This window comes from Gloeocapsa sp. PCC 7428, from assembly GCF_000317555.1.
Classification (GTDB): domain Bacteria; phylum Cyanobacteriota; class Cyanobacteriia; order Cyanobacteriales; family Chroococcidiopsidaceae; genus Chroogloeocystis.
Genome location: NC_019745.1, coordinates 1,611,967 through 1,637,590, shown reverse-complemented (window position 1 = coordinate 1,637,590; position 25,624 = coordinate 1,611,967). Strand labels below are relative to the sequence as shown.

The following is a 25,624-nucleotide window of genomic DNA, read 5'->3' as shown; positions in this document are numbered from 1 at the left end:
TAGCAATCAAGGCTAATTGCTTTTTTTTGCGCTTTTTACTACTCTACAATTTCATTAACAGGGAAGCGGTCTAGTAATTGCATTGCCCGATAGGCGTTGCGCTGTAAAGCTTCGGATAAATAAGGAATATGAGGTATTTGCGATAGCAAATCGAGTGTCCGGCGTAACAGCCGCACGACATCGCCTTCATCCAAGCTAGTATTTGCGCAAAGTTCTGACCACTCGACTCCTAACGCCCACTGTTCGACTAATGCTACTAAATCGTATTCCAACCAAATGGGAAAAGCGACATTGTAACGGCGTTGCAGTTGAAACAATTGACGCCGGATAGAACGCAATCCAGCAAGTGCTTCTTCGACTTCAGAAGCTAAAGTGTAGCGTACCCAACTATCTGGGCGGGTATTTTCAGTTACAAGGGCAGCAATTGCTGCGGCGAGGTGGTGCGGATCGAGTTGATCGAATTCCCCACTGCTTAAAGCGAGTCCTAACCATAATTCATTGTCGCCGCGAATCGCCGCTGCGACCTGTCCTAAATGCGTCGGTACTAACTCATTCAAGCAACCAAACCGTTGCAGAATTTCAATGAGATGTAAAAATTCTTCCCAATGGTGCTGAGATAATTGACTTAACTCGGCTTGTCGCTCGACTATTTCTGCTTGCAACTGCAAAATTTTGTTGCGGCGTTTGAGGATTGTTGCGGGATTATCCGATTTGTGTACCGGATGCGCTTCTAACTGGGCTTCTAAAGCGGCGACTTTAGCTTGTTGTGCCAAGACTTCAGGGGCAATATTCAATTGTGCGACATCAGGAATTTGCCGCGCGATCGCCACAGTTTCTTGATTTCCCCGCCGCGATTGACCTGGCTTTAATGGCATTTCTGCCGGTGGTAACAGATCGCTGGCGAGTTCTAGTCGGGGTAACTCTGCGTACAAGTCCACGACATCACTCGTCATCACCACATACCAACGATTATCTTGTCCTAAGCAAACCAAGTATGGCGCTTGACCTGCACCTGGTGTTTTGGCGACTAAAACGGCGGGGATTGGTGTTGCGGTGGGTACGTGTTTTCCTCGCAGACTCAACAGCGTTCCTGACACGGCAAAACTCAATGTTAAGCCTAATTGTTCTACCCGTGCTTCTTGCGCTTGTTCGTGAAGTGTCTTCAAAAGTTGGCGTTCTACTTTAATGCGTTGGCGTAATTTCTCATACTTCGCCACCTGTTCCATGTCTATCGACTCTAGCTGTGCCTCAATTTGAGCAACTTGCGCTTGCAGATGCGCGAGAGATTCATAATGCGGTTTCAAGTACAATGTGGCTAAATACTGCCCAAAGCTGCGTTCAATAAGTTCTCTTGCTTCTTCGAGCGTATGCGTTTGCAGCAAATTCAACACCATACCGTAGCTTGGTGTAAACTGGCTCACAAGTGGATCGGGTTGGGCTGTCGCAAGATACGCAGCTTCCTTAGCACCTTCAAATGGTGTTTGTAACGTAACAACATGACCAATTTTATCCATACCGCGACGTCCCGCACGCCCTGCCATTTGGAGAAATTCTGAAGGGTTAAGCAGTCGGTGTCCGCGATCGGTGCGTTTGGAAAGCGTTGAAATTACGGTTGTCCGCGCCGGCATATTAATTCCTGCGGCTAGCGTTTCGGTTGCAAATACAACTTTGATCAGTCCCTGCTGAAACAGTTCTTCGACTAACCCTTTCCAAGTCGGTAATATCCCTGCATGGTGTGCGGCAATTCCGCGATAAAGTGGTTCGATTTGCCCCGCGCGTCCGGCTTCAGGATTGCGGGCGAGAAACTCATCAATTTGTTGCCTCAGTTGTGCAGCTTCCGCTGAGTTGACTAGCGACATTTCTAGATTAGCAACAGCTTGGTCGCATCCTCGACGGCTGAAGATAAAGTAAATCGCTGGTAGCATATCTTTTGCTGCTAGCCGCGAAATTGTGTATTCTAAACTCGGTGATTCGAGTCGCGCTCCATTTCTGCGCCCACCCCGCGCCTGACTTGCATCGCCGCTACCTGGCTTGGGCTTCAAACGCGGGTTGATTTTAGATTTGCTGTTGTCGAGAAGTGGAAATAAGCCTTTGGGGTTGCAAAAGTAAAATTCTAAAGGAACTGGGCGAAATTCTGAGTAAATGAGTTCTGTAGGACCGTGAACTTGATTGATCCAATCGGTGAGTTGCTGGCTATTGGCGATCGTTGCAGAAAGTGCGACTAACTGAATTGTCGAAGGGCAGTAAATAATCGATTCTTCCCAAACCGTACCTCGCTGGCGGTCGTTCATGTAGTGGCATTCATCGAGGACGACAGCTTCGACATCTACTAAAGAAGTTCCGACTTCTCCGATGGGCGTTCCATAGAGCATATTACGGAAAATTTCTGTAGTCATGACTACAATTGGCGCATCGCGGTTGATTGAGGCATCGCCGGTGAGGAGTCCTACCATGTCCGCCCCAAAGCGATCGCGAAAATCTCGCAGTTTTTGATTAGAAAGTGCCTTTAACGGAGTTGTGTAGAAAACTCTTTTCCTACGGCTTAATGCCCGATAAATCGCGTATTCCCCAATTAATGTTTTTCCTGAACCTGTCGGCGCGCATACCACAACCGAGCGATTAGCGTTTAACGCTCGAATTGCCGCCAACTGAAACTCATCGAGTTGAAACGGAAATATCCTTTCTAAATTTAGTTCTGGAAACAGTTGCGAGTTCACTCAATAATAATTTTTCGGCTATTTGCTGATGCGACTAACTTGCAAGCCAGCGATGAGCAGCTTGACTTGATTAAATTATAAACGTTAAAAGCATTGCATAATTTTTCTAGTTTTTCGCGCCTAATTCTTGCGATCGCTCTGCTGCGGCTTTAACGGCTGCAATCAGCGCCGCTCGAAATCCCCCACGTTCTAACTCGGTGACTCCGGCGATCGTTGTGCCGCCTGGACTTGTCACGCGGTCTTTCAGTTCGGCTGGGTGTATTTTGGTTTCTTGTAACAATTGTACTGTTCCGCGTACAGTTTGTAGTGCAAGTTGAGTTGCGATCGCGCGTGGTAAACCTGCGGCGACGCCACCATCAGATAATGCTTCTACGAGTAGGGCAACATACGCAGGTCCCGAACCTGATAACCCTGTGACTGCATCCATCAACGTTTCTGATACTTCTACGACTTCTCCAACCGCAGAAAATAGCTGCTGTGCCGTTTGTTTGTCACGCGCACCGGCAAGCTTACCCAAGGCAAACGCGGTCATTCCAGCGCCTACAGTAGCTGGCGTGTTGGGCATCGCGCGAATTACGGGAAGTTGAGGAAAAGCCGTTTCTAACTGCGATAACGAGACTCCTGCTAAAATGGAAATGATCAAGGGCGCTGAGGCTAGAGGTGATTCTGCTAACTCAGCCGTAACAGCAGCAAATACCTGTGGTTTGATTGCCAACAAGAGTGTAGATACCTGCTGCGCAACAACTTGATTATCATCCGTAACTGATACACCGTATTGCTGCGCTAAGTAATCGCGGCGTTCGGCTGATTTCTCGCCGACGACCACCTCGGTTGGTTGATAAATTTTTTGAGAAATCAAGCGGGATAAGAGCGCTTCTCCCATTACCCCGCCACCAATCATGCCAAGCTTAACAGACAACTGAACGATTCCTGTATTTAAAACAGTATTAGCAACAGATTCAATAGAGTTAGATTCAAAGTGCGATCTTAACTCGACTGCGCAATCCGAGTCGAATCTGCTGACCAAACTTGGCTGTTGACCGTTGTTGTCCGTTCTGTGCGCACTTGAGTTTGGGGAACTTCTTGCACAACTCCCGACTGAGTTGTGACTTGGACGCAAATAGGAGTAAACAGAAAAATACTGTCGCCGACACGCTCTTGATGACCATCAATTGCATAAGTTCCCCCAGCAACAAAGTCAACCGCGCGTTGAGCCAGATCGGGGTCCATCATTGTCAGATTCAGGACAACTGATTTACGCTCGCGCAAAGCTTGAATTGCTTGCGGCATTTCTTCAAATGAGCGAGGTTCCATCACGATCACTTCATACATCCGATTTCCAGCCTCATGCATGCCGATCACGTTGTTCATCGAAGCTGCTCCTACTTCGGGATTAGGTTCTAATGTAATTCTTTCACGTACGCGCCGCCGTGGGCGAAATTCTTCTTCGACTGGTTGCGGAGCCTCAGCCTGATAAGGATGGCGGTAGCCATTATCATCGACTTCGTATTCAATTTCATCATCGATATACGGATCGTCGTCTAACCCAACAATCTTTTTGATCTTCGTAAAAATTTTGCTCACTGTTTCACTCTCCCTGTCTATTCACAACTATCTAGTTAACTGGGAAAACTTATTTTTATCAAGTAGAAATGCGATCGCCTAATTTAGATTACTTTATTCGCCATCCTTTTTTATCTATGTCATACGCTCAGCGAGATTCTTAATTTTGAAGTGCATTCGCAAACCCAGGATTTCTCCCGATTTTGCCGCATTTTCGATTAAGAAAAGCTCTTTTAAAGAGTATGAGGCAATCAAGCGTAAGAAGCTTTAAACCGATTAAAGTTAAAAACTTAACTTGTCGCTTTGATCTAAATTACATAGTGCTCTGGTTAATACTATCTTTTTTATCTGTAGTTCAACCGCAATCCCACTGAACTTTCCCTACTTTTTAAGTTACTTTCGTGCTATACCCTCATAATTGACTTTCCGATTCGGTAGAATTGTGTGTGGTTGGTCTTGCACCAAACAGAATACGCCCTAGTCTCACCATCGTTGCTCCGGCTTGCACTGCGAGGAGATAGTCGTCAGACATTCCCATTGAGAGGTGGTGCATTGGCATATTAGACCAATGTTGTTTTTGAATGTTCGTCGCCAGTTCGCGCGTCTGCTCGAAAAGATTAAGAATTTCTAAATCACTCAATCCTAACGGTGGAATTGTCATCAAACCTTGAATATTTAAGCGATCGCATTCGTTAAGCGCGGGTAAATCTTGAAGCATTTCAGACACACTCCATCCTGTTTTATGCGGATCGCTGCGCAATTTTACCTGCAAACACACCTTTGGCTGACACGACATCTGTAGTGCCAGTTGATTCAAGCGTTGTGCCAGTTTTAAGCTATCAACCGAATGAATCCACTGAAATTGCTCTAAAGCTTTTTTGGCTTTGTTTGTCTGTAACCGTCCGATCATATGCCAGGTGACATCTGTTAAGTCGTGTAGCTGTGCTTGCTTACTCGCGGCTTCTTGAATGCGACTCTCACCAAAATCCCGTATTCCAGCGGTATAGGCTTCGCGCATCGCTGCGACTGAGACTTGTTTGGTGACAGCAATCAAACGAACTGTGTGCGGTAGTTTTTCGCGGATTTGGGCAATTTGTTCAGCAATCGAACTCATTGGAAGGTACGTTGCAAAATTATTTGTAGCTGGTCGTATTCTTGCGTTTGTCCGGTACGGCGTAGCATTCGTAAGCGATTTTCTAATAATAGGCGAGCCTCAGAGCGACCAACTGGCTCAAACTTCATTCCTGATGCTGTAGTCGATACCAAAAAAAATAGTCTTTGCGCATAAAGCGTCGTAAACAGTTCCTGGTGTTCCTCAACAAAACAGACTCTGTACAATAGACCGAAATTTGGATGATTGATGTAATGTTCTGTACTCATTCCCTCTTGGTATAACGAAGATTTAGCTTTGTTGAGACTACCCGCTTCACAGTGCTGATGATATCTTGATTTGGGTTCTGTATTCTACTATTGGGTAATGGATAATTGGCGAAAAGAAAGCTGTTAAAGCTTAGCTATGGAAATTGCTACCAATTACTAGCCTTGTGCTAACAATGTGTTGAGTTTTACTCACTTATTCATGAATCAAAATCACCGTAGCGATCGCATAATCGCGATCGTGGCTTAAACTCAACTGCCAAGATAAATGATTCCAAGTTGCAACTAACGCAGCAGCTTTCCCGTGTAAGTATACTGTAGGTGCGCCACTCGTGTGACGTTGAATCTCAATTTCGGTGTAACTAATACCCCGCCAACCTGTTGCTAGTGCTTTGGTCACGGCTTCCTTCGCCGCCCAACGCCCAGCTAGCTGATGAATCGAAGGGCGACTAGGTGAATGAATCGCGTATCCGCAATCGTATTGTTCAGTTGCAGTGTAGACGCGGTGCAAGAAGCGATCGCCGAACCGATCAAGCGCTGCTTGAATGCGGGGAATATAAACAATATCAGTTCCTAGTCGAATCATTATATTAGAAGTCAGAGGTCAGAGGGGCAAGGCAGTGCCTTGCCCGTAGTCAGAGGTCAGAAGGGTAAGGCACTACCTTGCCCGTAGGGGTTGAAAAGTCGTGAAGTGTTGAGTTTAAGAAAGTTAAGAAATTCTAATGCTTCCCAACTATGAGCGCGAACAATTCAAAACTCTTTAGAATTCAAAACTTAAAACTAGCCACTCTCTTACTCACCCCTCATCCCTAGTTTCATTCAATGCTGTAAGTTGTGCTTGCGCTTTATACAGCGATTCATGCCATTCTTTTTCTGGGTCGCTATCAGCAACGATCCCAGCACCAACTTGACCCCAAACTTTTTGAGTTACGGGGGTAGCCGTAGAAGGTGTAGGAGCGAGTAGCAGTGTGCGAATTAAGATATTCAAGTCTATGTTACCGCGCCAATCGAGATAACCACACGAACCATAAAATAAGTTGCGGCGGACAAGTTCGAGTTCTTCAATGATTTCCAGACAGCGAACTTTTGGGCAACCTGTAATCGTTCCACCAGGAAACATTGCTTGAATTAAGTCTATTGGGCTGTAGTTTGCATTTAAAGTGCCTTTAATATTACTAACAAGGTGCATGACGTGGCTGTAGCGCTCGATCGTGAGTAATTCATCAACCACTACCGAACCCCAGTTACATACGCGCCCTAGGTCATTGCGTTCGAGATCGACGAGCATGATGTGTTCGGCGCGTTCTTTGGTATTTGAGCGCAACTCTTGGGCAAGCTGGCGATCGCGTTCGGGTGTTGTCCCACGCGATCGCGTTCCTGCAATTGGTCGTGTTGTTGCTTGTTGTCCGACAAGCTGCACTAATCTTTCCGGCGAGCAACTCGCGATTTCTCCCCACGGCGATCGCCAGTAACTCGCAAACGGCGACGGATTGATTTTGTGTAATGTTTGATAAATTTCCCAGCCTGAAGCGGTTGTCTCGGTTTCAAACCGCAGCGAAAGATTTGCCTGAAAAATATCTCCAGCTTGGATGTACTTTTTAGCACGCCAGACTGCGTTTTCGTACTCGGTTTGAGACGTGAGAAAGAGTGGTGGGGGAGATGGGGGGCAGGGGGGCAGAGGGGCAGAGGAGCCGCTTTTTTCGTGCGGAGGTGTCCTCCGTTGAGGAGCCACTCTCGTGCGGGGGTTCCCCCCGTTGAGAGAAGTGGCGTCAAACTGGCGTGGGCAGAGGGGCAGAGGAGCCGCTTTTTTCGTGCGGAGGTGTCCTCCGTTGAGGAGCCACTCTCGTGCGGGGGTTCCCCCCGTTGAGAGAAGTGGCGTCAAACTGGCGTGGGCAGAGGGAGATTCTACTAGATGATGTTCTAACTGGTCTAATTGCTGCGGATCGGAGGTTGCGAGATAAAGAACTTGTTCCCAATGATCGAGGACTGCAAAGCACTCAGGTTCGTACCAAAATGCTACCGGAAATGGCAATAGATCTTGCTTGAGAGTTGGCAGTTTTTCGATTTCCCAAGCTAAGTCATAGCCTAGCCACCCCAGCCAACCTCCTGTAAATGGTAACGTTGGGTAGGGTGGTATGACGAGCCAATTTGCAGCGCTTAGGAGCCGCTGACGAAGACACGATAGAACTTCGCCCACTGCTGGAGTCCACATTTGCAGACGATCGTTAATTATCCGAGGTTTACCTGCACAGATCGAGTAGCGAGCTTGTGGTAAGCGATCTGGAGGTGATGGATAAGGACTTTCCAACAGCGTTGCAATAGTATCACTTGCAAACAAGGCAGCAAAAATTTGTGCCCCAGTACGATTTTTGAGAGGAAGCGATCGCCAATACCATGGTTGCATTATGCTTCGTTACCCCAAACAAATCTTGCGCTCCAGAAAGCTATTAAACATACTATGGCAATCCAGTCACGGCTTCTTAAACGTAAATCGTGCCACTGCACGCGATGTTCATTCGGGCTTGTAAAACCGCGTACCATCATCGCATTAGCCATTTGTTCGGCTCGGAGTAAGAGATTTTCTAGCAACCGTTCTGCTACCATCATCCAGACTTTTACTGCACCTTTCAACCCCAGTTTTTTCCAATTAATTGCTCGCGTACGCACTGAACGCGCTAAATTTTGTACTTCTTCTAATACTAAGGGAATGAACCGCAATGATAGCGTCAGTGTCAAAGCAACTTCTGTTACAGGAAACTTGAACCAGCGTAAAGGTCGCATCAAGCTTTCCATCCCAGCGGTAATTTCCTCAGGGGCAGTTGTTAATAAAAATAAATTAGTACTGTAAATTAAAGTAAACAGAATCGTACTTAAGCGAATTGCCAAAACCAAAGAACGACGAGTGACAGTAATTGGTCCGCGCTGAAACAGAACGTACTGATAATCCGAAAGTTGCGGTATAAAACTTAACTCATCACTGGGAAGGCGAGGTTGATAATCGATGCTAAGCGTATCTGGACTTGCAGCACCGAGTAATAGGACAAAAAAAGCTACTGTCAATAGCCAGCCCATCTGCTGACGCCATACTCGTAAAGGAATTTTAGCTGCAAGCGTAATCAGCACAAGCAATCCCACAAGCATAATCCGCCAAGCAGAATTTGCCAGAATGGGCATGAGTAAGAAACTCAATAACCAAGCCAACTTTACCCTAGGATCGAGCCGATGCAACCACGTTAGCGGTTGTTCTAGGTAAAGCCCCATTGGTAGCGATCGCAGTAGATCCATCTTTTGAAGAGGTCAGAGGGTTGAAGAAGCAGAGGATGCAGAGGTGCAGAGGAAGCAGGGGAGAATAAATAATGACAGATGGTTAACTCACAACTTTTACGTCTTCTACTCAAAACTTATCACTAGCCACTAGTCACTTCTCTTTACACGCGAGTAGCACGATTTGCAGTATTTTCTACGTCACGGGCTTTTTTACTACGCCATAGTAGACGGATGGGAGTCCCATTAAAGCCGAGTTGCTGTCGAAATTGACGTTCGATGTATCGCCGATAGTTCGTGTTAAAGCGCTCAGCTTCATTCACAAACAAGGCTATTGATGGAGGTTGGGTGCTTACTTGCGTGCCATAGTAAATTTTACCTTGACGCCCTTGACGCGTTGTAGGCGGTGAATGCCATCTCACAGCTTCTTCTAAGATTTCATTAATCACCGAGGTAGAAACTCGGCGTTTGTGCGCTTCAGCGGCTTGCATCACAAGTTCTAGAATCTTCTCGACACGCTGTCCTGTTTTCGCACTGACAAAGATCATTTCTGCCCAATCGACAAAATGCAGTCTTTCTTTTGTGTGCTTTTCGTAGTCGTAGATTGTGTACGAGTCTTTTTCGATAGCATCCCATTTATTCACAACGATGACACAAGCCCGCCCTTCTTCTACAATCCGCCCTACAAGCTTTTGATCTTGTTCCGTCACACCATCAAGCGCATCAATGACTAATAAAACGACATCTGCACGACGAATTGCTTTAAATGCGCGATTGATCCCAAAAAATTCGGGACCGTACTCGACGTTTTTCTTTTTGCGAATACCAGCAGTATCGATTAAGCGGTAAACTTTTCCCTCGCGTTCAATCACAGTGTCAATCGAGTCACGGGTTGTACCAGAAATAGGACTCACGATCGCTCTTTGCGTCCCAACAAAGGCATTTAACAAACTCGACTTACCTACATTCGGTCGTCCCACAATCGCCACTTTAATTTCGTCGGTTTCGGGAAGTTCGCTTACGGGTGGTATGAAGGTAATTAATTGATCGAGTAATTCTCCCGTACCGCTACCATGAATTCCAGAAACAGGATACGGTTCGCCAAGTCCTAATTCCCAAAATTGCGCGGCTTGGGCTAAACCTTGGTCGGGTGATTCGCATTTATTAACGGCTACAAGTACAGGAACCGGTTGTTGTCGTAGCCATTCGGCGATCGCTTCATCAGCGGGAGTTGGTCCTGTTTGTCCATCTACGACAAAAATTGCGGCTACGGCTTCTGCTAATGCTAAGCTTGCTTGTTCTCGAATTAAAGGTAAAAACTCAGTATCATCATCAAAAACGAGTCCGCCCGTGTCAACGACGACAAATTCGCGATCGCGCCAGTACGCATTCGAGTAAGTGCGATCGCGCGTGACGCCAGGTTCATCGTAGACAATCGCATCCTGCGCGCCAGCTAAACGATTGACTAGCGTTGATTTACCCACATTTGGGCGTCCAATAATAGCAACAATGGGCAAAGACATAGTTATAGCTGCAAGCTTCAGTCTTCTATTCTAGCTGCTTTCTTAAGGAGGCAGGAAACTGAAGGCAGTTTTGAATTTGTATCAATAAATTTTGGAAATGGCAACTGGTCAGTAAAAGTGAAGGGTGGTTATTAACTAGTCACTAGCCACTAACAACAGCGTAACGATACCGATATTCTAGTTATTTGACCGGAGATGATAATTAAGGCTCAACACTTTCTTCTGTTGTTGGAATTTTTTGCCCTATTTTAGGTTCTGTCCCCGTGAGTAAGCGCTGTATATTGCTGCGATGGCGCATAATCACATAGACACCAGCAGCGATCGCGAAGAGCAGATAAGGTAAAGGCTGACCAAAGACAAGCATCAACAGTGAAACTGCGATCGCACCTGCAATCGAACTGAGTGAAACAATTCGCGATATTGCTAAAACTAAACCAAATACCGCAGCAGTAGACACAGCAACTTGCCACGACATTGCGAGTAATACGCCTAAACTCGTCGCTACCGATTTGCCACCCGTAAAGCCCAACCAAATCGATTTACTATGTCCCAAAATGGCAAAAATTCCCGCAAATGCTACCATCCATGCTAACCAGTTTGTCGGATTGACATCAGCAGGAATCAGATTTTGACTTGCGGCAAAATTGAAACTCCAGCGAACAAGGGCAATTGCTAAAATACCTTTCAACGTATCAATCACTAACACAAAAAAACCAGGACCTTTCCCAAGCGTCCGTAGTACATTTGTCGCGCCAGTAGAACCCGAACCATGTTCGCGAATGTCAATACCTTTCAACACTCTTGCTGCGGTGTAGCCTGTAGGAATTGAACCCAGCAGGTAAGCCACTAGCAAAATTGCTGCACACAAAATTAACCAAACTGTCATAATAAGTATAGCTAGGTAAAAATTAGCACAACTTGAATGTTAGTAATTGGTCACTGGTAACTGGTAAGCGGGAAAAACATTTAGCAATCAACAACTACCCATAACCTATTACCTCATTAGCCTACTTTTTTTGCTGAAACCCCTACAGTTGAATAGTATATTGCCCACGTGTGCGGATCTTCTGCAAATTCACAATATTGCGCAATATCTTGCTGCGTTGCTTCACCCGTTGCAATATATTTTTCTGCAAGTTGCTCAGTAGACATTTTCATAACGGTTGCGACTCCTGAGCCTCCTTGAGATAGAGGCGCATCGTTTTCTACAGACAGTTGCTGCAAGCCTAACTGTTGACATATTGCAGGGAGTTTCACCCCCAGCGCATAATCCATACCTCGACTTGCAAACATTCGCGAAATAGCACGGTTGACGCGGTTAACTGAGTGACAAGCCGCTGCTTTACCTGCGATCGCTCTTGCAGCCGAAAAATCAGGTTCTTCAATCACAAGCCATCCACCAGGCTTGAGTAAATCGATCATTCTGGAGAGTGCAACTTGGAAGTCAGGAAGATGGATGAGAACGTACCGCGCATGAATTAAGTCAAAGCTACCGTTTTTTAGCGAACAATACCGGATATCTGCTTCTAGCACTTCTACGTTCGATAGCTGAATGTTCGCAATAAACCGCGTATCGACATCAACCGCTGTCACTTTACCATCGCTTCCTACGATCGCTGCTAGCCATTGCGCGATCGAGCCTGCGCCTGCGCCAACTTCAAGACATTGCCACCCTGGACTCATACCTGTTGCTTGAATTCGCCGCTGACTGGCGGGATCGAATATTCGTTCAATTGCCCGAAGTCGTTCAAGCTCTTGCGAATGCTGAGTATCAGTAAACACATATATTGATTCTGACATTCATTTTTTCTTCCTTACAATGCAGCTTCAGCCAGCCAATCATTCCAGTAGGCTCATTCGACTCGCTCCCATGTTCAAAAATCGTATTCTCTTTCTCTTGCCATTCTTTGAGGATCGGGAGCAAAGGCTAACCATAAGGGAAATTGCAGCAGCCCCAAGCTGATTTTATCTTCGGAATCATCAATAATAATCAATGGCATGAAGTTGCCTTTCACAAGGCGTTCAGCTTTTACGGCTACCGCTTCGGGAGTTTCAAACAAACCAACACCGCGATCGGGACCAAAATCAGGGCGCGAAATTCCTAAGCAATCTTGTAAGCCGCGTCGCCAGTCGCCGAGACGTTCGGGAGTGTTGGCTAAAATGAGCGTGCGGAGGCGATCGCCGTGTAATTCATGTAAGACAGAAATCACCGCCGAAGCAATCAGGATATTCTGTAAGCGGCTACCCATTGTCCGTAGGGCACCGCGCCCACCTTGGGTAAAAAACCAGTTCGCGGCGCGTTCAGCATGAACGGGTTCAAACGTCCGACGCAGCTTCCACGGTGGACCATAGTAATCTGGTTCAGAACGGTATTCATCCAACAAACGGCGAATTTGCTTTGCTGTCGATTGAAAGCGCGGTTCGGCAAATTGTGGTGCGGGTTGTGGTTCTTCGACAGGTTTGGCTTGTGGGATTTCTGCGGGTTCTTCCTTGACTTTTGAAGCTTTTGGTGCAACCTGCAATTGCTCTGCGGCTGCGGCTAAATCTTGCAAGCTACCTGTGAGATAGTCTTTAAAGCCTTGGACACGAATTGCCAAGTCTTGCGAGACTCCTGCAAATGTGGTACGCATCTCTGCGCGAATTCGTTCTTGACGACGTTCAAGTTGTTCTACGGCGATTTGTAACGACTGTTTGCGTTGTTCGAGTTGTGCTAAAGATTCTTGTATGACTTGTTCGAGTGCAGTTTGAGTTTGGTTAACTTGCTCAAACAGTTTTTTACGCTGCGATTGGAGTGTGGCGATTTCTGCTTTGAGTTCTGCGGCTTGACTTTCTAACTCGCTTAATTGTTGTTGGGCTTTGATGGCGCGATCGCGTTCTAAATCGGCTTCTACTTGCGAAAGTTGTTCTAACTCAACCAAGAAATCTACTCCAGCTTCTGATTCACCGCTCAAAGCTTCTTCTGGTACAAATTCTTGTGTTTCTTCAGCGTTTGCTTCTGGTACAAATTCTTGTGTAGAATCTTGCTCTTGTGCTTCGTTCAAGGCTTCGTTAGCTATTTCTGGGGTTTGTGGTTCGTCTTGATTCATAAAAATGAATTTGAAATTCAGCAAGCAATTAATTAAGAAATATCATCTTACTATCTGCTAGTTACTAAAAACTATTTTCTTTTTCTAGCTTCTCGCTGCTCCTTTCGGAAAGCGTTGCTCTAAACAGCTTGTGAGCATTTTTGGGTCAAATAGAATGGGTAAAAAATGGATGCTTTTAACTTCTTTAAAGTAGAACAGGATAGGAACATTAGACCAGAAGATTTCCCAATTTTCCCATTCTTGGTAGGGAAAGCGACGAATTAAGTTTTCACCGCGATAAATATCAAGTGCTGTGTCTGTAAATTGTAGGCGCAAAGTTCCTGCTTGGAACATGAGAAACAGACCAAATAAAGCGATCGCACCGCCAATCCAAGGTGAAACGAGTAAGAGGGGAATAGCCAGGATCGCGATCGCAACAGGTAACTTATAGCTGGGCGCAAGTTCAATCGTTGTTGATGAAATTGGAGAGGAAGGAGTCATTTTGCATCCTGTTCTACAAGTACACTTTTTAACTTACTTCCTATCTTAAAACCTTTAGTTATCAGATACCCCGTAGCACTGCACTACCAGTTCCTTGAAACATCACAGCAGTCAAGAGAAAATTACTGATAAAAATCGCAAGTAATGCTGTCACGACAGCAGCTGTCGTTGATTGTCCAACACCTTTAGCGCCTCCAGTTGTTGTTAAGCCCCAACTACAACCAATAATGGCAATGAGAACGCCAAAACAAGCTGCTTTGATAGCAGCGCTGCAAACATCCCACACATTGAGAAAGTTCCGCGCTGAATCGAGAAATGTGGTTTGAGAAAGGTTGTACACATTGGTAACAATCAGCAATCCCCCAATCATCCCTGTTACTAACGATAAGAGTGTCAAAGCTGGTAACATCACGCAGCAAGCGATAACACGCGGAATAACGAGGTAATCAATCGGATCAGTTCTTAGCATATACAGCGCATCGATTTGCTCGGTTACTCGCATTGTGCCAATTTCTGCGGCAAACGCCGAACCAACACGCCCTGCTAAAACAACTGCTGTCAGTACGGGGGCAAGTTCGCGCGTTAAGGCAAGCGCCAGCACGCCTCCCACAGCATTTCCCGCCCCAAATTGAATAAATTCCCGCGCGACTTGGATAGTAAACACAGCACCGACGAAAGCCGCTGTAACCAAGGCGATTAAGAGCGATTCGGGACCTACAGCCACCATCTGATCGAGTGTGTTACGGCGATGAATTTTACCTTGCAGCAAGTGAACGATGACCTGTCCACACAGCAAAATTGCTGCTAGCAGCCGCTGACTCCATACTCCTAAACTTGAATTACTGCGCGTATCACTCAAGGTGTTGATGTTAATCTAATATGGTTTTAGAGGAAAAGTTTCCCTTGTATCTCTTCAACACAATAGCAGCTTTAGCTCAGTACTCCCATCGCCAACATCCCACAAGAACCGAGCTTAATTTACTGTAAAAAACTTTTCAGAATTCTCAAAGTCATAGTGAGTCACTCAAATATGAACGCAACGCCTGTAAAACAAGGACTCATTAGGCATTTTTTAGCTATTGCTAAAGCGCAAAGAGGGCTATGAAACTTTACGACACTTAGAACAAGTAGATAAATCTTTTAATAGAAATTTAAGATTGTTGAAATTTGCACGCGTTTAGCGCGATCGCTCGTATTGTAGAAAGTAACAAATGTCCTTTGGCTATCAACAACGGAAATTGCCTGCATGAGCATGAGCATTTTGTCCAACTTCCTCCGTTCGCTGCTACTCTCCATTATTCTGAGTTTTATCGTACCGATGTTGATTATTGGTGCGGTATTAGTCAGTACTTCGATCGTTGGTTATATCCCTGGCTTGCATGGGATTTCTCAGGCGATCGCCAATCAAGTTTTGCTGTTTTTAGCGACTTTCGGTAGCGGTAGTCCTGTTGATGGATTGCTTGTCATCTCAATGACTTGTAGCCTTGTGGGAGCCTTGTTTGATACCTACGCTTTTTATCGTTATCAGAATTTACGGGGCGAGTGATGAGTAGCTAGTTATTCGTGATGAGTTTTGTTCGCGAACATAAGGTGCCGGAGGCAATTATTTTGAATTGCGGAACTTCTTAACTCAACACTCAAAGAATTGAGAACTCATAAATCTCTACCTCCTCTACACCGAAGCTTTGCTGCTATAACAATGGGGACGGAAAGATGAACTTCTGCTGTGCAAACAACCGAACCTACTCGCTTTCTTGCATTTGATACCTTGTTATCAGGTTGAGCTAAGTAACTCAACTAACTGAAAAATCAGCGCTTAGAGTTTCCTTAAGACTTGAGTACTCACTTCAAATCAAGATCTTTAGCTATTAAGAGAAAGCCCAGATGCGGAGGTAAAGAAAATGGCATTAATTCGTTGGGAGCCTTTTCGCGAAGTTGATAGTTTACAACGGGACATGAATCGCCTATTTGACAGCTTAATGCGTGCAACTGACGGTGAGCCAGGCGGCAGTATGGCGTTTGTCCCCGCCGCAGAGATCGAAGAAACTCCCGAAGCTGTTCATCTCAAGTTGGAAATTCCAGGAATGGAAGCCAAAGACTTGGATGTACAAATTACAGCCGAAGCGGTTGCAGTCAGTGGAGAGCGCAAGTCAGAAACGAAAACCGAAGAAAAAGGCATGACTCGCTCAGAGTTTCGTTATGGTTCTTTTAGAAGAGTGATTCCTTTGCCGACTCGAATTAAAAATGACGAAGTTCAAGCAGAGTACAAAAATGGTGTCTTGAACTTGACTCTACCCAAAGCGGAAGCTGAGAAAAACAAAGTTGTGAAAGTAAATATTGGTTAAGGCTGTTGGATAAATACAACCTAAGTGTGGTAAGTCCTGAGTGCAATCTCAGGCTTTTTTGTTGTTATAGCAGGGGTCAGTCAACTAATGCGACAAAGCGATCACTGGTTGTTGCCAACGCGATACAGCTTTACCAATGACGCTGAGTTCTTGCATTAAACGGTCAAAACGTTCTGGTGTTAACGATTGTGGACCATCTGATAAAGCTTTTGCAGGGTTGGGATGGACTTCAATCATCAAAGAATCGGTTCCTGCTGCAACTGCGGCAAGCGACATCGCCGGAACGTATTCTGCTTTACCTGTACCGTGGCTGGGATCGATCATGATTGGTAAGTGTGTCAGCGATCGCAATACAGGAATAACTGCTAAATCGAGTGTGTTGCGTGCATACTGCCGATCAAACGTCCGAATTCCGCGTTCGCATAAAATAACATTGGAATTTCCGGCAGCTAAGATATATTCTGCTGCCATTAACCACTCTTCAATTGTTGCAGACATGCCGCGCTTGAGTAGCACGGGCTTAGGTTGCGCGCCGACTTTTTTGAGCAGCGAGAAATTTTGCATATTGCGCGCCCCGACTTGAACGACATCTGCAACTTCGACAATTTTGTCCAGGTCAGCCGCATCCATGACTTCGGTAATAATTCCTAACCCACTCGCTTCGCGTGCTGCTGCGAGTAATTCTAAAGCACTCTCGCCATGTCCTTGAAACGCATACGGCGAAGTTCTAGGTTTATATGCACCACCGCGTAGGAACGTTGCACCTGCGGCTTTGACGCGCCGTGCCGTTTCGACAATCATTGCTTCATTTTCTACCGAGCAAGGTCCTGCTACTACAACGACAGGATGATGTTGTCCAAAGTAAACTGTACCGTTAGGAGTGGCAACAGCTACCTCACTGGCTTCGCCATGACGGAACTCGCGACTGACTCGTTTAAAAGGTTGCTCTACGCGTAACACTTGTTCAATCCAAGGGCTAATCTCTTGAATTTGCAGTGGATCTAGACTTGCAGTGTCTCCCACCAAGCCTAAAACGACTTTGTGCTTGCCAACAATCTTTTCCGGTGTTAAACCCCACGTAGCGAGTTCTTCGCTTACACGAGTGATTTCAACTTCGGGAGAGCCGACTTTCATGACTACAATCATGTGTAAATTCCTTGCTCAGTATTTCGTTGCTCTATGCTCTGTAAAAATAAATCCTACACAATTCAAATATAACGCCCATTCGCTCACCGCATGAATTACGAATGAGCGCAGCAATCTTGGGCGATCGCAGTTATTAAAGTCAAGTCCTAAAGCCGTTACACGTTTTTCTGTCGTCTTGAACGCCAAGCTGACAGCATTCGTCCCCAGTTGCTGGTGAACTCTTGCCAGCCTAGCATACTGCCCACAATTTCTTCATCCCAAGAAGCAGAAAGGACACCGTAGGATAGACCCAATACACCTAAACCAAAAAAGCCCATACTGACTAGCAAAACTGCTACGTTTGGCAATTTAAACCAGCCGTGACTGACTATCAAGTAGCTGACAATAAACGTGGACATACCTAACGCCGTTGGTATACCACAAAAAGCTGCCATGCGTCGCGCCATGCGATCGCTCACTACTTTTGGCACAGCCATTTGCGCTCGTGTTACCGGTGGTGATTGATCGCTTTTAGTTGCTACTTCTTGTGTTTTTTTGACGACTGGGGCTTGTTTTTTGGCTTTTGCCGTTTTTTGAATTTTTTTACTCGGTTCAAAGGGCAAACGCTTATTTTTAGGTTCAGGTGCCATGCAATCGATTACTCCTTAACCGCGAATACCAAGGCGGCTAATTAAATTTTGATACTGTTCTCGATCCTCTGTTTGCAGATAGGATAGCAAACGCTTGCGCTGACCGATCAGTTTTAATAATCCTCGTCGAGAAGAATGATCTTTCTGATTGCTCCTGAGATGTTCGCTCAAGCGGTTAATGCGCTCAGTCAGCATCGCAATTTGAACAGCCGATGAGCCAGTATCAGTTTCGTGCAGTTGATAGTTAGAAATTAACTCTTGTTTGCGCTCTTGCGTCAAAGCCATGGTTTACTCGATTAAGACTAAATAGATTTATTGCAGCAATCTCTCATGTTACCACAGCCTTCACAGATGTGAGAGGGGGCAAAGAGCGGAGGATGCTACGCAGACCTGCGGTTCAAAGGTCGGGGTTAGAAAAGAAATTTCGTCTTTTTGTTGGAACCACCGTTGATATTGATGAACGAACATGATGTATGAGCTATTATTCCTGAGCTTCGGTTATGGCTTAACTCAGCCACGCACGACGGTTTTTACTGTATAAATTTATACTTAGCAATTTGTGAAGTGGCGATCGCCTAAACTCACAGTAATAAACTGCACTCATGAATTCCCCCAACAATTGTTGTCAGCCAGCAACTTTTGATCTAGAACCTCTTGCAGATATACAATACTTTCTGTATGTAAGCCGAATTTTAAAGACGTAGCGCAATTCTTTTTCTTCAAAGTTAGTATAAACATCCTAAAACAACCTGAGTTCGGGATAAGGAAAGGGGCAGGTAGTAAGCTGAAAATAACGACAAATCCAGCAACCTGCCCTATGTTTAGTTTAGAGGCTTTGTTTTGCCATGTAGATGATTTCTGTAAGGCTTTTGAAGCGCAGTGGCACAAAAAGCTATTAAGTCATGGAGGAATAAAACGTAATCGTTCAAAAGGTCTATGTTGGAGTGAGATAATGACGATACTGATTGCGTTTCATCAGAATCACTACCGAAATTTTAAGTATTTTTATTTGAATCAAGTGAAACGATATTGGAGTGATGCTTTTCCAGGTCTTCCGAGTTATCAAAGATTTATTGAATGGCTACCATCGACCTTGATACCGTTGTGCGTTTACCTCAAGCATTGTTTTGGAAAATGTACAGGTATCGGTTTGATAGATTCGACAAGCTTAAAAGTCTGTCATAATCGACGGATTGCTCAACACAAAGTGTTTCAAGGTTTAGCGGCTCGTGGCAAAACTTCTGTGGACTGGTTTTATGGTTTCAAACTTCATATTGTCGTCAATGAACTTGGTCAACTCTTAAATGTGACTATCACTCCTGGTAATGTTGATGACCGTCAGCCAGTTCCTGATTTACTTAGTCAGCTGTTTGGCAAGATTTTTGCCGATAGAGGTTATGTTTCTCAAAAACTGGCAGCTCAACTTTTAGAAGACTTCGGTATTCAGTTTTTTGCTAAACCTCGGCGCAATATGAAAAACAAGTTGATGCTTCTGCATGACAAGCTTTTATCCCGTAAACGTTCCATTATTGAGACTATTAACGACCAACTCAAGAATATTTCTCAGATTGAACATTCCAGGCACCGTAGTCCTGTGAATTTTTGCGTTAACGTTCTGTGTGGATTAATCGCTTATTGCCATCAACCTAAGAAACCCAGCCTTCAGATGGACTGGCTTTTATCTCAAAGTGCTTAACCCGAACTCAGGTTAAAACAAACTATCAATAAGGTTTTTATTAAAATATTTACTAACTTTTAAATATTAATTTATCTAATTATACAAAAAAGAAGAAGTGGGTAGCGCTTCTTCTCCAACAGATTAATTGCTTAATTTATTTTATGTTGCTAATTGCTCTAATAATTGTTGCTCAGTTGATACTTCTACTGTTTGGTTATCATTTGAACCATTATTTTGTAATTCAGTAGAAGCTGAAGAAACGTTATCTAATATGGGCTTGCGAGTTTTGAGGTTGAACTTGTAGCCATGAGGTAAGATATGCAGTTTAGCACCACAAACAGCTAAAGCCTCATCCTTTAGTATTTCGTTAACATTGGTGTGCGTAACATTGGAATCATCTACAACTGTAACTGAACCTTCCCCAACAACTTCAAATTGGTCATCACTGACAACTATAGCGGTATTTTCATCAATACCAAATCCTAAAACAGCAGGCTGTTGTGCTAGCGCAGCAATTAAGCGTCCTAAGCGCCCGCGTTGTGAGAAATGTTGATCGATGACAACTCCTGGAAGAAAGGCCATACCAGGACCTAAGTCTACAATTTCCATGCGAGGGTTTGTTTCAGAGTCGCCTTCTACAATCATGACATCAGGCATCACCGCCGCTCCCGCGCTTGTTCCGCCAACAACAATTCCTGCTTGAAAGCGTTCGTGAATTTTTGCATCAATTTCTGTATCTTTTAAAATACTTGTAATACGGGCTTGATCCCCTCCAGTAAAAAATACACCTGTTGCTTTTTCAATTGCTTCCAATGCTGTTGAAGAGCTAGCATCTTCACGTGTTTCTGTATCTATTATCCGTACATCTTCAGCGCCTAAACGCTCAAAAATTCTAATATAATTTTCTCCGACTTCGCGTGGTAGTTCGGTTGCGGCTGTCATAATCACAACTCTAGCTTTTGTTCCTCCTGCGCGGCGAACAAATTCACGTAAAATCGTGCATTCTCCCTCTTTATCTTCGGCTCCACCGATAATCACCAATTGACCTTTTGCTTGGCTTTGTGCCATATTTCCTCCGATTGTTGCTGAGAATCAGGATTTAAGCATCATCGACGGACGTTTAAGTTTCAACCTTTGTTAGTTCTCTGTTCACCTACTTCTAATGACAAAATAATCTTACGTAGAAAAGAACAAGAACTTGCATAAATCCTGCTTATACATATTAACTAGACCATAATAATTTTGTTTGTGCTATTACCCGTTTGGTAGATTTATATACAGAAGATTAAAATCTCCAGTGTTTGAGTTAACACGCATTGCAGAATGGCTACAACTTTTATGGACATAAAAAAGACCCTAAAACTAGGATCTGTTACTAACGGCGGGTATATTTAAGGTTAAAATTTTTACTACAAAGTACTTATTGATTGTCTACACTGAAGAAGCTTCTCTAACACGGCTTCGCAAAATTAAGTTGTCTAGGAAAGCGCGCGCGCGTTTAAGCGGAAGGTGCCTTGGTTTTCCTTTAAAAACAATTTGATACTCATTTTTGGTTGGACCATCGCCATAACCTGAGATGAGTTTTCTATGAAATGCTTCTTCTGCTAGTTGCCGAATTTCTTCTCGAAGAGCAGCTTCCATATCGTTCATAATTGTGCTGTCTCCTAAACTTCTTTAATTAATATTTATATTTACTCATAGCAGTAGTCAGAGCGCACCTTTCGCAGGTTATATATCTAAGTAAAAAAAATCAACGAGATTAAACGCTGAGTTGGAAAAAAGCTTTAGCGAAACTATACCCTCAGATAGCTAAAAAATAGCGCTATTAAAGTTAATCTTGGTCGCAGACGTGGCTAGTCATATTTGGTTTGATATTCAAGGACGTTCACGCGCAAGAGAATGCTAGCCATGCCAAAACAACTTGTGCATTAATTGCACATATCTCTAGCCTTCGGCTTCTCCAGAGGTAATTAGTAAGTAGTGAAGTTGAGGCGCAACTGAGCGTCCATAATGATTTTTGGGAGAAACTCGATGGTACAAAGCGCAAGTACAGATGTAGTTAGAGTGAATGCTAGAGCAACTGATGTCTTCGATATCTTTAATTTTAAACATTACGAAGGTCCTAATCGTTATTTAGAAACAGGGGCATTAGTCTTTGATTTAGCGCTGACAGAGTATCAGGAACCTTTAGCCATAGAAGATTATATTGCAGCAGTAAGCGATCGCTATCCGCAACTGCGTAGCGAAAAGTATCAATCTCACGCACATTTGTTTGCCCGCACAGTGTCCGAAGTCGGGAAACTCGACATGGGCTTACATTTAAATCGTTGGAGTATTGAACACCATCCAGAGTACGCCAGCATCGCAGTGCAATCATTGCATGGTAAAACCGTCCGCGCAGTTGTTTATTTTGTTTGGGATTGGTTTGAAGCTATTACACAAAATCGAGAAATCATCTACGATGAGCAGATTAGAGTCCTTCAAGATAAATTCCGGCAATCAGTTTACGGTGGTCCTACAGTTTATGCTTTATTGCGCACCGCTGATCAAAAACGCATTCCGACATTTTATCTGTGGGATGAAGGTTTGATGCAATATGGCTATGGCAGAAAGCAAGTACGCGGTGTAGCCACAACTTTTGACTCTGATAGTCACCTCGATTCAGACTTTACCACACGCAAAGATGACTGTAAGGCTTTTCTCGCTACGCTTGGTTTTCCTGTTCCAAGTGGCGATCTGGTAACTTCGCTGAAAGAAGCCTTAGCAGTAGCCACAGACATTGGTTATCCCGTTGCAGTTAAGCCTGTAGTAGGACATAAAGGAATCGGCGTCACCGCAGATGTGCAAAATTCTGAGGAACTCAGATCCGCTTACAATAGGGCAGTCAACGCGATTCCCGAAGATCAGCCGGTTCGGATCATTGTTGAAAAGAGTATCTCAGGGTCAGATTTTCGATTACTTTGTGTTAATGGTAGGTTTGTAGCTGCAACCGAACGGCGTCCTGCATCGGTTATTGGTGACGGTGAATCGACAATTGCCGAATTAATTGAGCGTGAAAATCGTAAACCAGCGCGTCTTGATACACCCACCTCTGCAATGAGTAAAATTCAGTGCGATGAGGCAATGGAACTTTACCTAGAAGAACAAGGTTTGTCATTAGATAGCGTGCTAGAGAAAGATCGGACGGTGTATCTACGTAAAGTTGCCAATCTTTCTGCTGGCGGATTTAGTATTGATGCAACGCGCAATGTGCATCATGACAACATCATTTTGGCACAGGATATTGCCCAGCATTTTCGGTTGACTTGTCTTGGTATTGACGTCATTACGCGCAGTCTTGCTGAGTCTTGGAAATCAGGTAATTTTGGCATCATCGAAATTAATGCAGCGCCTGGAATTTTTATGCACCTTAATCCTGCTGTTGGTGAAAGCGTTGATGTCCCATCGCATATTCTCGAAACGTTTTTTGAGTCTGGCAGTCATGCCAGAATACCGATTATTACATTCAATCGCGTTTCTGTAGGAGAACTCCAAGAAACAATTGACCACATTCTCTTGCAGCATCCCGATTGGACAATCGGTGCAGTTTGCCAAGATGGTGTTTTTGTCAATCGTTCGCAAAAAGTTTTGAATAAAATCTACAACAACAACGTTCAAAACTTACTACGCAATCCCAAGCTTGATTTACTCATTGCCGAGTATAACGAAGACGTTTTAGAAAAAGAAGGCATGTTTTACTACGGTAGTAACATGGTTGTCCTCAACGATCCAACGGAAACAGAAATGATGTTGACGCGAGATGTCTTTGAAGACTCAACTATCGTTGTTAAAGAAAGAGACAATATTTCTATTCGTCGTCGAGGCTTGATTGAAGATTACACGTTAGGTGTAGGTGAGCCATTCACACGAGTCTATCTTAAGGAGATCGGCACGATATTATAAAGCCTAGCAATTAAAATCGCACCTCGCTCAACTAAAAAACAATGTTAAGAAACCTATGAAGATAGGTTTCGTTTGTATAGCTGCGATGTCAACCGCTACGCTCATTTCCATTGAACAGACGTTAGGATAATGTGCGTAAAACCAAAAGTGAGCTACACGAATGAAGCTCACTTGAGGAATGCTTAACGCATTTAGCTAACTCATTACTGTTGCCAAACAAATACTTTGGCTTCGTAACCTCCAATGTCAAGCATCATGCCATCGTCTCCAGACTCTATATCGTAGTCTCCTGTCCATTCATGCCACTTACCAGCCGCAGGGAAGTTAGGCACATGATAACCACCAAGGAAGTTTTCTGAGAAGTTCGCAATGACAACAACACGCGAACCTTCCTCATTCCAGCGCGTGTAAGCGAGAACTTTAGCTTCTGGATTTTCGTGAAAGAAGTCAATATTTTCGGTGTAAAGTGCATGATTTTGCTTGCGTAGCCCAATCATTCCTTTATAGTACTCAAATAAACCACGATTGAGGTCGTTGCCTAGCAAAGTCCAATCAATTTTGGCAGAATCAGGAGTTTTAGGCTTGTATTCGCCAAACTCTTCACCCATCCATACTAAGGGAACGCCGATCGCTGTCATTAAAATGGCAACCCCAAGTTTGATCCGCTTGAATGCTTCTTCATCAAAAATTTCGCGATCGCCTAACTCAACCATTAAGTGGTTGTGGTCGTGGTTCGTTAAATAATTAACGACGTTCACTGTCCCCATGAAGCCTTGACGTTTACAGTCAATGACATCCTTGAGGCGTTCTAAATCAAACGTATCACCGCAGATATGTTCTAAAACACAGTGATAAAAGCTATCATGCCAGCAACCATCCATTGGTCCATCAGCGTTAGTAATGCTGGGGGTTTCAGGAATATGTTCGGCAACGGTATAAAATGGCTTCATATCAGCCGTCTTTTTGGCTTCTTGCACAATCCAGTGCATAAAGTCATAGTTAGCAATTTGCCGTGCGGCATCGAAGCGAATACCATCTGTATGATATTCCTGAATCCAGAAACGGACATTATCACCAATAAATCGCCGTGCTGGATAAGTTTCTAAATTTTCGTCGTAATGCTCATAATTAAATTCTGGTCCCCAGTTGTTATCAGGATCGCGGGGAGCATGATGATACCAATAATCATGGTCAATTTGTGTAAGTGGGGCTGATGCCTCGGAGTGGTTATAAATACCATCCATAATGACGCGAATTCCTCGCGCATGGCATTCATCGATCAAATGTTTTAATCCCTCTGTTGGACCGTAACTCGATTCTGTAGCGAAGAAATGCCGAGGGTTGTATCCCCAGCTATGATCTCCTGGGTATTCTTTAACGGGCATGAGTTCAATTGCATTGACACCCAATTCGCAGAGATAGTCGAGTTTCTCAACAACGTGCTTGTACTTACCACGCGCATAAGGGTCATCCTCGCCCCCAGAGAAATCGCCTACGTGTAATTCATAGATGACTAACTCATGGTCTGCGGGTAATGGCTTATCATCGTGTTGCCAAACATAGGTGTCAACGATGCGTTGTCCGTCTTTGATCCGTACAACTCCATTTTGAGTAGGGTTATCAATATCTACCGCATAAGGATCGACAACCTCAACCCATTGATCTGGTTCAAAAAACCAAGATTTGGATTGAACGCGAAATTTATATTGATAACTACCGTCTTCAAGTTCTACTTGCGTACGGAAATAACCGTCTTCACCTTTTTGCATGGGGATATCTTCCCAATTTGAGAAATCCCCGATCAAGGCTGCTCCTTTGATGTATGGAGCAAACAATTCAAATTCAATCGGAGCTGCCATAGACGTAGTTAAATT

General features: G+C 44.4%; 24 protein-coding genes. 4 read left to right on the top strand and 20 right to left on the bottom strand.

The window, feature by feature from the left end:
- Positions 1–38 precede the first annotated feature (38 nt).
- From GLO7428_RS07245 to GLO7428_RS07180, 14 genes are all read right to left on the bottom strand, one after another.
- Positions 39–2,717 (bottom strand): RNA helicase, encoded by a 2,679-nt coding sequence (locus GLO7428_RS07245; protein ID WP_015187913.1) that lies wholly within the window; start codon positions 2,715–2,717, stop codon positions 39–41.
- Positions 2,718–2,823: 106 nt separating this feature from the next.
- Positions 2,824–3,636: a pyrroline-5-carboxylate reductase gene (gene proC / locus GLO7428_RS07240; protein WP_015187912.1), complete on the bottom strand. Its 813-nt coding sequence runs from the start codon at positions 3,634–3,636 to the stop codon at positions 2,824–2,826.
- Between the two features lie 68 nt (positions 3,637–3,704).
- The gene (locus GLO7428_RS28875) at positions 3,705–4,301 is read right to left on the bottom strand and encodes a cell division protein SepF (RefSeq protein ID WP_015187911.1); all 597 of its coding nucleotides are present in this window, start codon (positions 4,299–4,301) and stop codon (positions 3,705–3,707) included.
- A gap of 391 nt (positions 4,302–4,692) precedes the next feature.
- Positions 4,693–5,394 (bottom strand): YggS family pyridoxal phosphate-dependent enzyme, encoded by a 702-nt coding sequence (locus GLO7428_RS07230; RefSeq protein WP_015187910.1) that lies wholly within the window; start codon positions 5,392–5,394, stop codon positions 4,693–4,695.
- Positions 5,391–5,660 carry a transcriptional coactivator PipX gene (gene pipX, locus GLO7428_RS07225; RefSeq protein WP_015187909.1) on the bottom strand — a complete coding sequence of 90 codons (270 nt, stop codon included), beginning with the start codon at positions 5,658–5,660 and terminating at the stop codon, positions 5,391–5,393. The genes GLO7428_RS07230 and pipX overlap by 4 nt, the downstream gene beginning before the upstream one ends.
- Positions 5,661–5,853: 193 nt before the next feature.
- Positions 5,854–6,243, bottom strand: a complete 390-nt coding sequence (gene acpS, locus GLO7428_RS07220; protein WP_015187908.1) for a holo-ACP synthase — start codon at positions 6,241–6,243, stop codon at positions 5,854–5,856.
- A gap of 210 nt (positions 6,244–6,453) precedes the next feature.
- Entirely contained in the window at positions 6,454–8,061 is a 1,608-nt protein-coding gene (locus GLO7428_RS26535; RefSeq protein WP_015187907.1) for a chorismate-binding protein, read from the bottom strand.
- Positions 8,061–8,942, bottom strand: a complete 882-nt coding sequence (locus GLO7428_RS07210) for an energy-coupling factor transporter transmembrane protein EcfT (protein WP_015187906.1) — start codon at positions 8,940–8,942, stop codon at positions 8,061–8,063. The genes GLO7428_RS26535 and GLO7428_RS07210 overlap by 1 nt, the downstream gene beginning before the upstream one ends.
- A gap of 143 nt (positions 8,943–9,085) precedes the next feature.
- Entirely contained in the window at positions 9,086–10,444 is a 1,359-nt protein-coding gene (gene der / locus GLO7428_RS07205) for a ribosome biogenesis GTPase Der (RefSeq protein WP_015187905.1), read from the bottom strand.
- A 202-nt stretch (positions 10,445–10,646) separates the two neighbouring features.
- Positions 10,647–11,330, bottom strand: a complete 684-nt coding sequence (plsY, locus tag GLO7428_RS07200; protein WP_015187904.1) for a glycerol-3-phosphate 1-O-acyltransferase PlsY — start codon at positions 11,328–11,330, stop codon at positions 10,647–10,649.
- Positions 11,331–11,446: 116 nt separating this feature from the next.
- Positions 11,447–12,244: a class I SAM-dependent methyltransferase gene (locus GLO7428_RS07195; protein ID WP_015187903.1), complete on the bottom strand. Its 798-nt coding sequence runs from the start codon at positions 12,242–12,244 to the stop codon at positions 11,447–11,449.
- 74 nt (positions 12,245–12,318) lie between these two features.
- Positions 12,319–13,530: a DUF3086 domain-containing protein gene (locus tag GLO7428_RS07190; RefSeq protein WP_015187902.1), complete on the bottom strand. Its 1,212-nt coding sequence runs from the start codon at positions 13,528–13,530 to the stop codon at positions 12,319–12,321.
- An 84-nt stretch (positions 13,531–13,614) separates the two neighbouring features.
- On the bottom strand, positions 13,615–14,010 hold the full coding sequence (locus GLO7428_RS07185) for a DUF3119 family protein (protein ID WP_015187901.1): 396 nt from the start codon (positions 14,008–14,010) through the stop codon (positions 13,615–13,617).
- Positions 14,011–14,071: 61 nt separating this feature from the next.
- A complete protein-coding gene (locus GLO7428_RS07180; RefSeq protein ID WP_015187900.1) occupies positions 14,072–14,869 on the bottom strand; it encodes an MlaE family lipid ABC transporter permease subunit in 798 nt (265 codons plus the stop codon).
- Positions 14,870–15,256: 387 nt separating this feature from the next.
- On the opposite strand from GLO7428_RS07180, the gene GLO7428_RS07175 reads away from it, so the two are divergent.
- Both GLO7428_RS07175 and GLO7428_RS07170 read left to right on the top strand, forming a co-directional pair.
- Positions 15,257–15,556: a hypothetical protein gene (locus tag GLO7428_RS07175; RefSeq protein WP_015187899.1), complete on the top strand. Its 300-nt coding sequence runs from the start codon at positions 15,257–15,259 to the stop codon at positions 15,554–15,556.
- Positions 15,557–15,911: 355 nt separating this feature from the next.
- On the top strand, positions 15,912–16,355 hold the full coding sequence (locus GLO7428_RS07170; protein WP_015187898.1) for an Hsp20/alpha crystallin family protein: 444 nt from the start codon (positions 15,912–15,914) through the stop codon (positions 16,353–16,355).
- An 84-nt stretch (positions 16,356–16,439) separates the two neighbouring features.
- Here the strand turns inward: GLO7428_RS07170 and aroF are convergent, their stop codons facing one another.
- The 3 genes from aroF to rpsO form a co-directional block, all read right to left on the bottom strand.
- Positions 16,440–17,501 (bottom strand): 3-deoxy-7-phosphoheptulonate synthase, encoded by a 1,062-nt coding sequence (gene aroF, locus GLO7428_RS07165; protein WP_015187897.1) that lies wholly within the window; start codon positions 17,499–17,501, stop codon positions 16,440–16,442.
- Positions 17,502–17,656: 155 nt separating this feature from the next.
- Complete coding sequence (locus tag GLO7428_RS07160) at positions 17,657–18,130, bottom strand: PAM68 family protein (protein WP_015187896.1); 474 nt, start codon at positions 18,128–18,130, stop codon at positions 17,657–17,659.
- Positions 18,131–18,145: 15 nt separating this feature from the next.
- Positions 18,146–18,415, bottom strand: a complete 270-nt coding sequence (gene rpsO / locus GLO7428_RS07155) for a 30S ribosomal protein S15 (protein ID WP_015187895.1) — start codon at positions 18,413–18,415, stop codon at positions 18,146–18,148.
- Between the two features lie 532 nt (positions 18,416–18,947).
- Here rpsO and GLO7428_RS07150 point away from each other — a divergent pair.
- The gene (locus GLO7428_RS07150; protein WP_015186563.1) at positions 18,948–19,826 is read left to right on the top strand and encodes an IS982 family transposase; all 879 of its coding nucleotides are present in this window, start codon (positions 18,948–18,950) and stop codon (positions 19,824–19,826) included.
- Between the two features lie 141 nt (positions 19,827–19,967).
- Here GLO7428_RS07150 and GLO7428_RS07145 read toward each other — a convergent pair whose 3' ends face one another.
- Together GLO7428_RS07145 and GLO7428_RS07140 are read right to left on the bottom strand one after the other, a co-directional pair.
- A complete protein-coding gene (locus GLO7428_RS07145; protein ID WP_015187894.1) occupies positions 19,968–20,876 on the bottom strand; it encodes a cyanophycinase in 909 nt (302 codons plus the stop codon).
- 363 nt (positions 20,877–21,239) lie between these two features.
- Complete coding sequence (locus GLO7428_RS07140) at positions 21,240–21,458, bottom strand: hypothetical protein (protein ID WP_015187893.1); 219 nt, start codon at positions 21,456–21,458, stop codon at positions 21,240–21,242.
- A gap of 381 nt (positions 21,459–21,839) precedes the next feature.
- Here GLO7428_RS07140 and GLO7428_RS07135 point away from each other — a divergent pair, with 381 nt between their 5' ends.
- Positions 21,840–23,750, top strand: a complete 1,911-nt coding sequence (locus GLO7428_RS07135; RefSeq protein WP_015187892.1) for an acetate--CoA ligase family protein — start codon at positions 21,840–21,842, stop codon at positions 23,748–23,750.
- A gap of 203 nt (positions 23,751–23,953) precedes the next feature.
- Here GLO7428_RS07135 and GLO7428_RS07130 read toward each other — a convergent pair whose 3' ends face one another.
- Entirely contained in the window at positions 23,954–25,609 is a 1,656-nt protein-coding gene (locus GLO7428_RS07130) for an alpha-amylase family glycosyl hydrolase (protein WP_015187891.1), read from the bottom strand.
- Between the last annotated feature and the right edge of the window lie 15 nt (positions 25,610–25,624).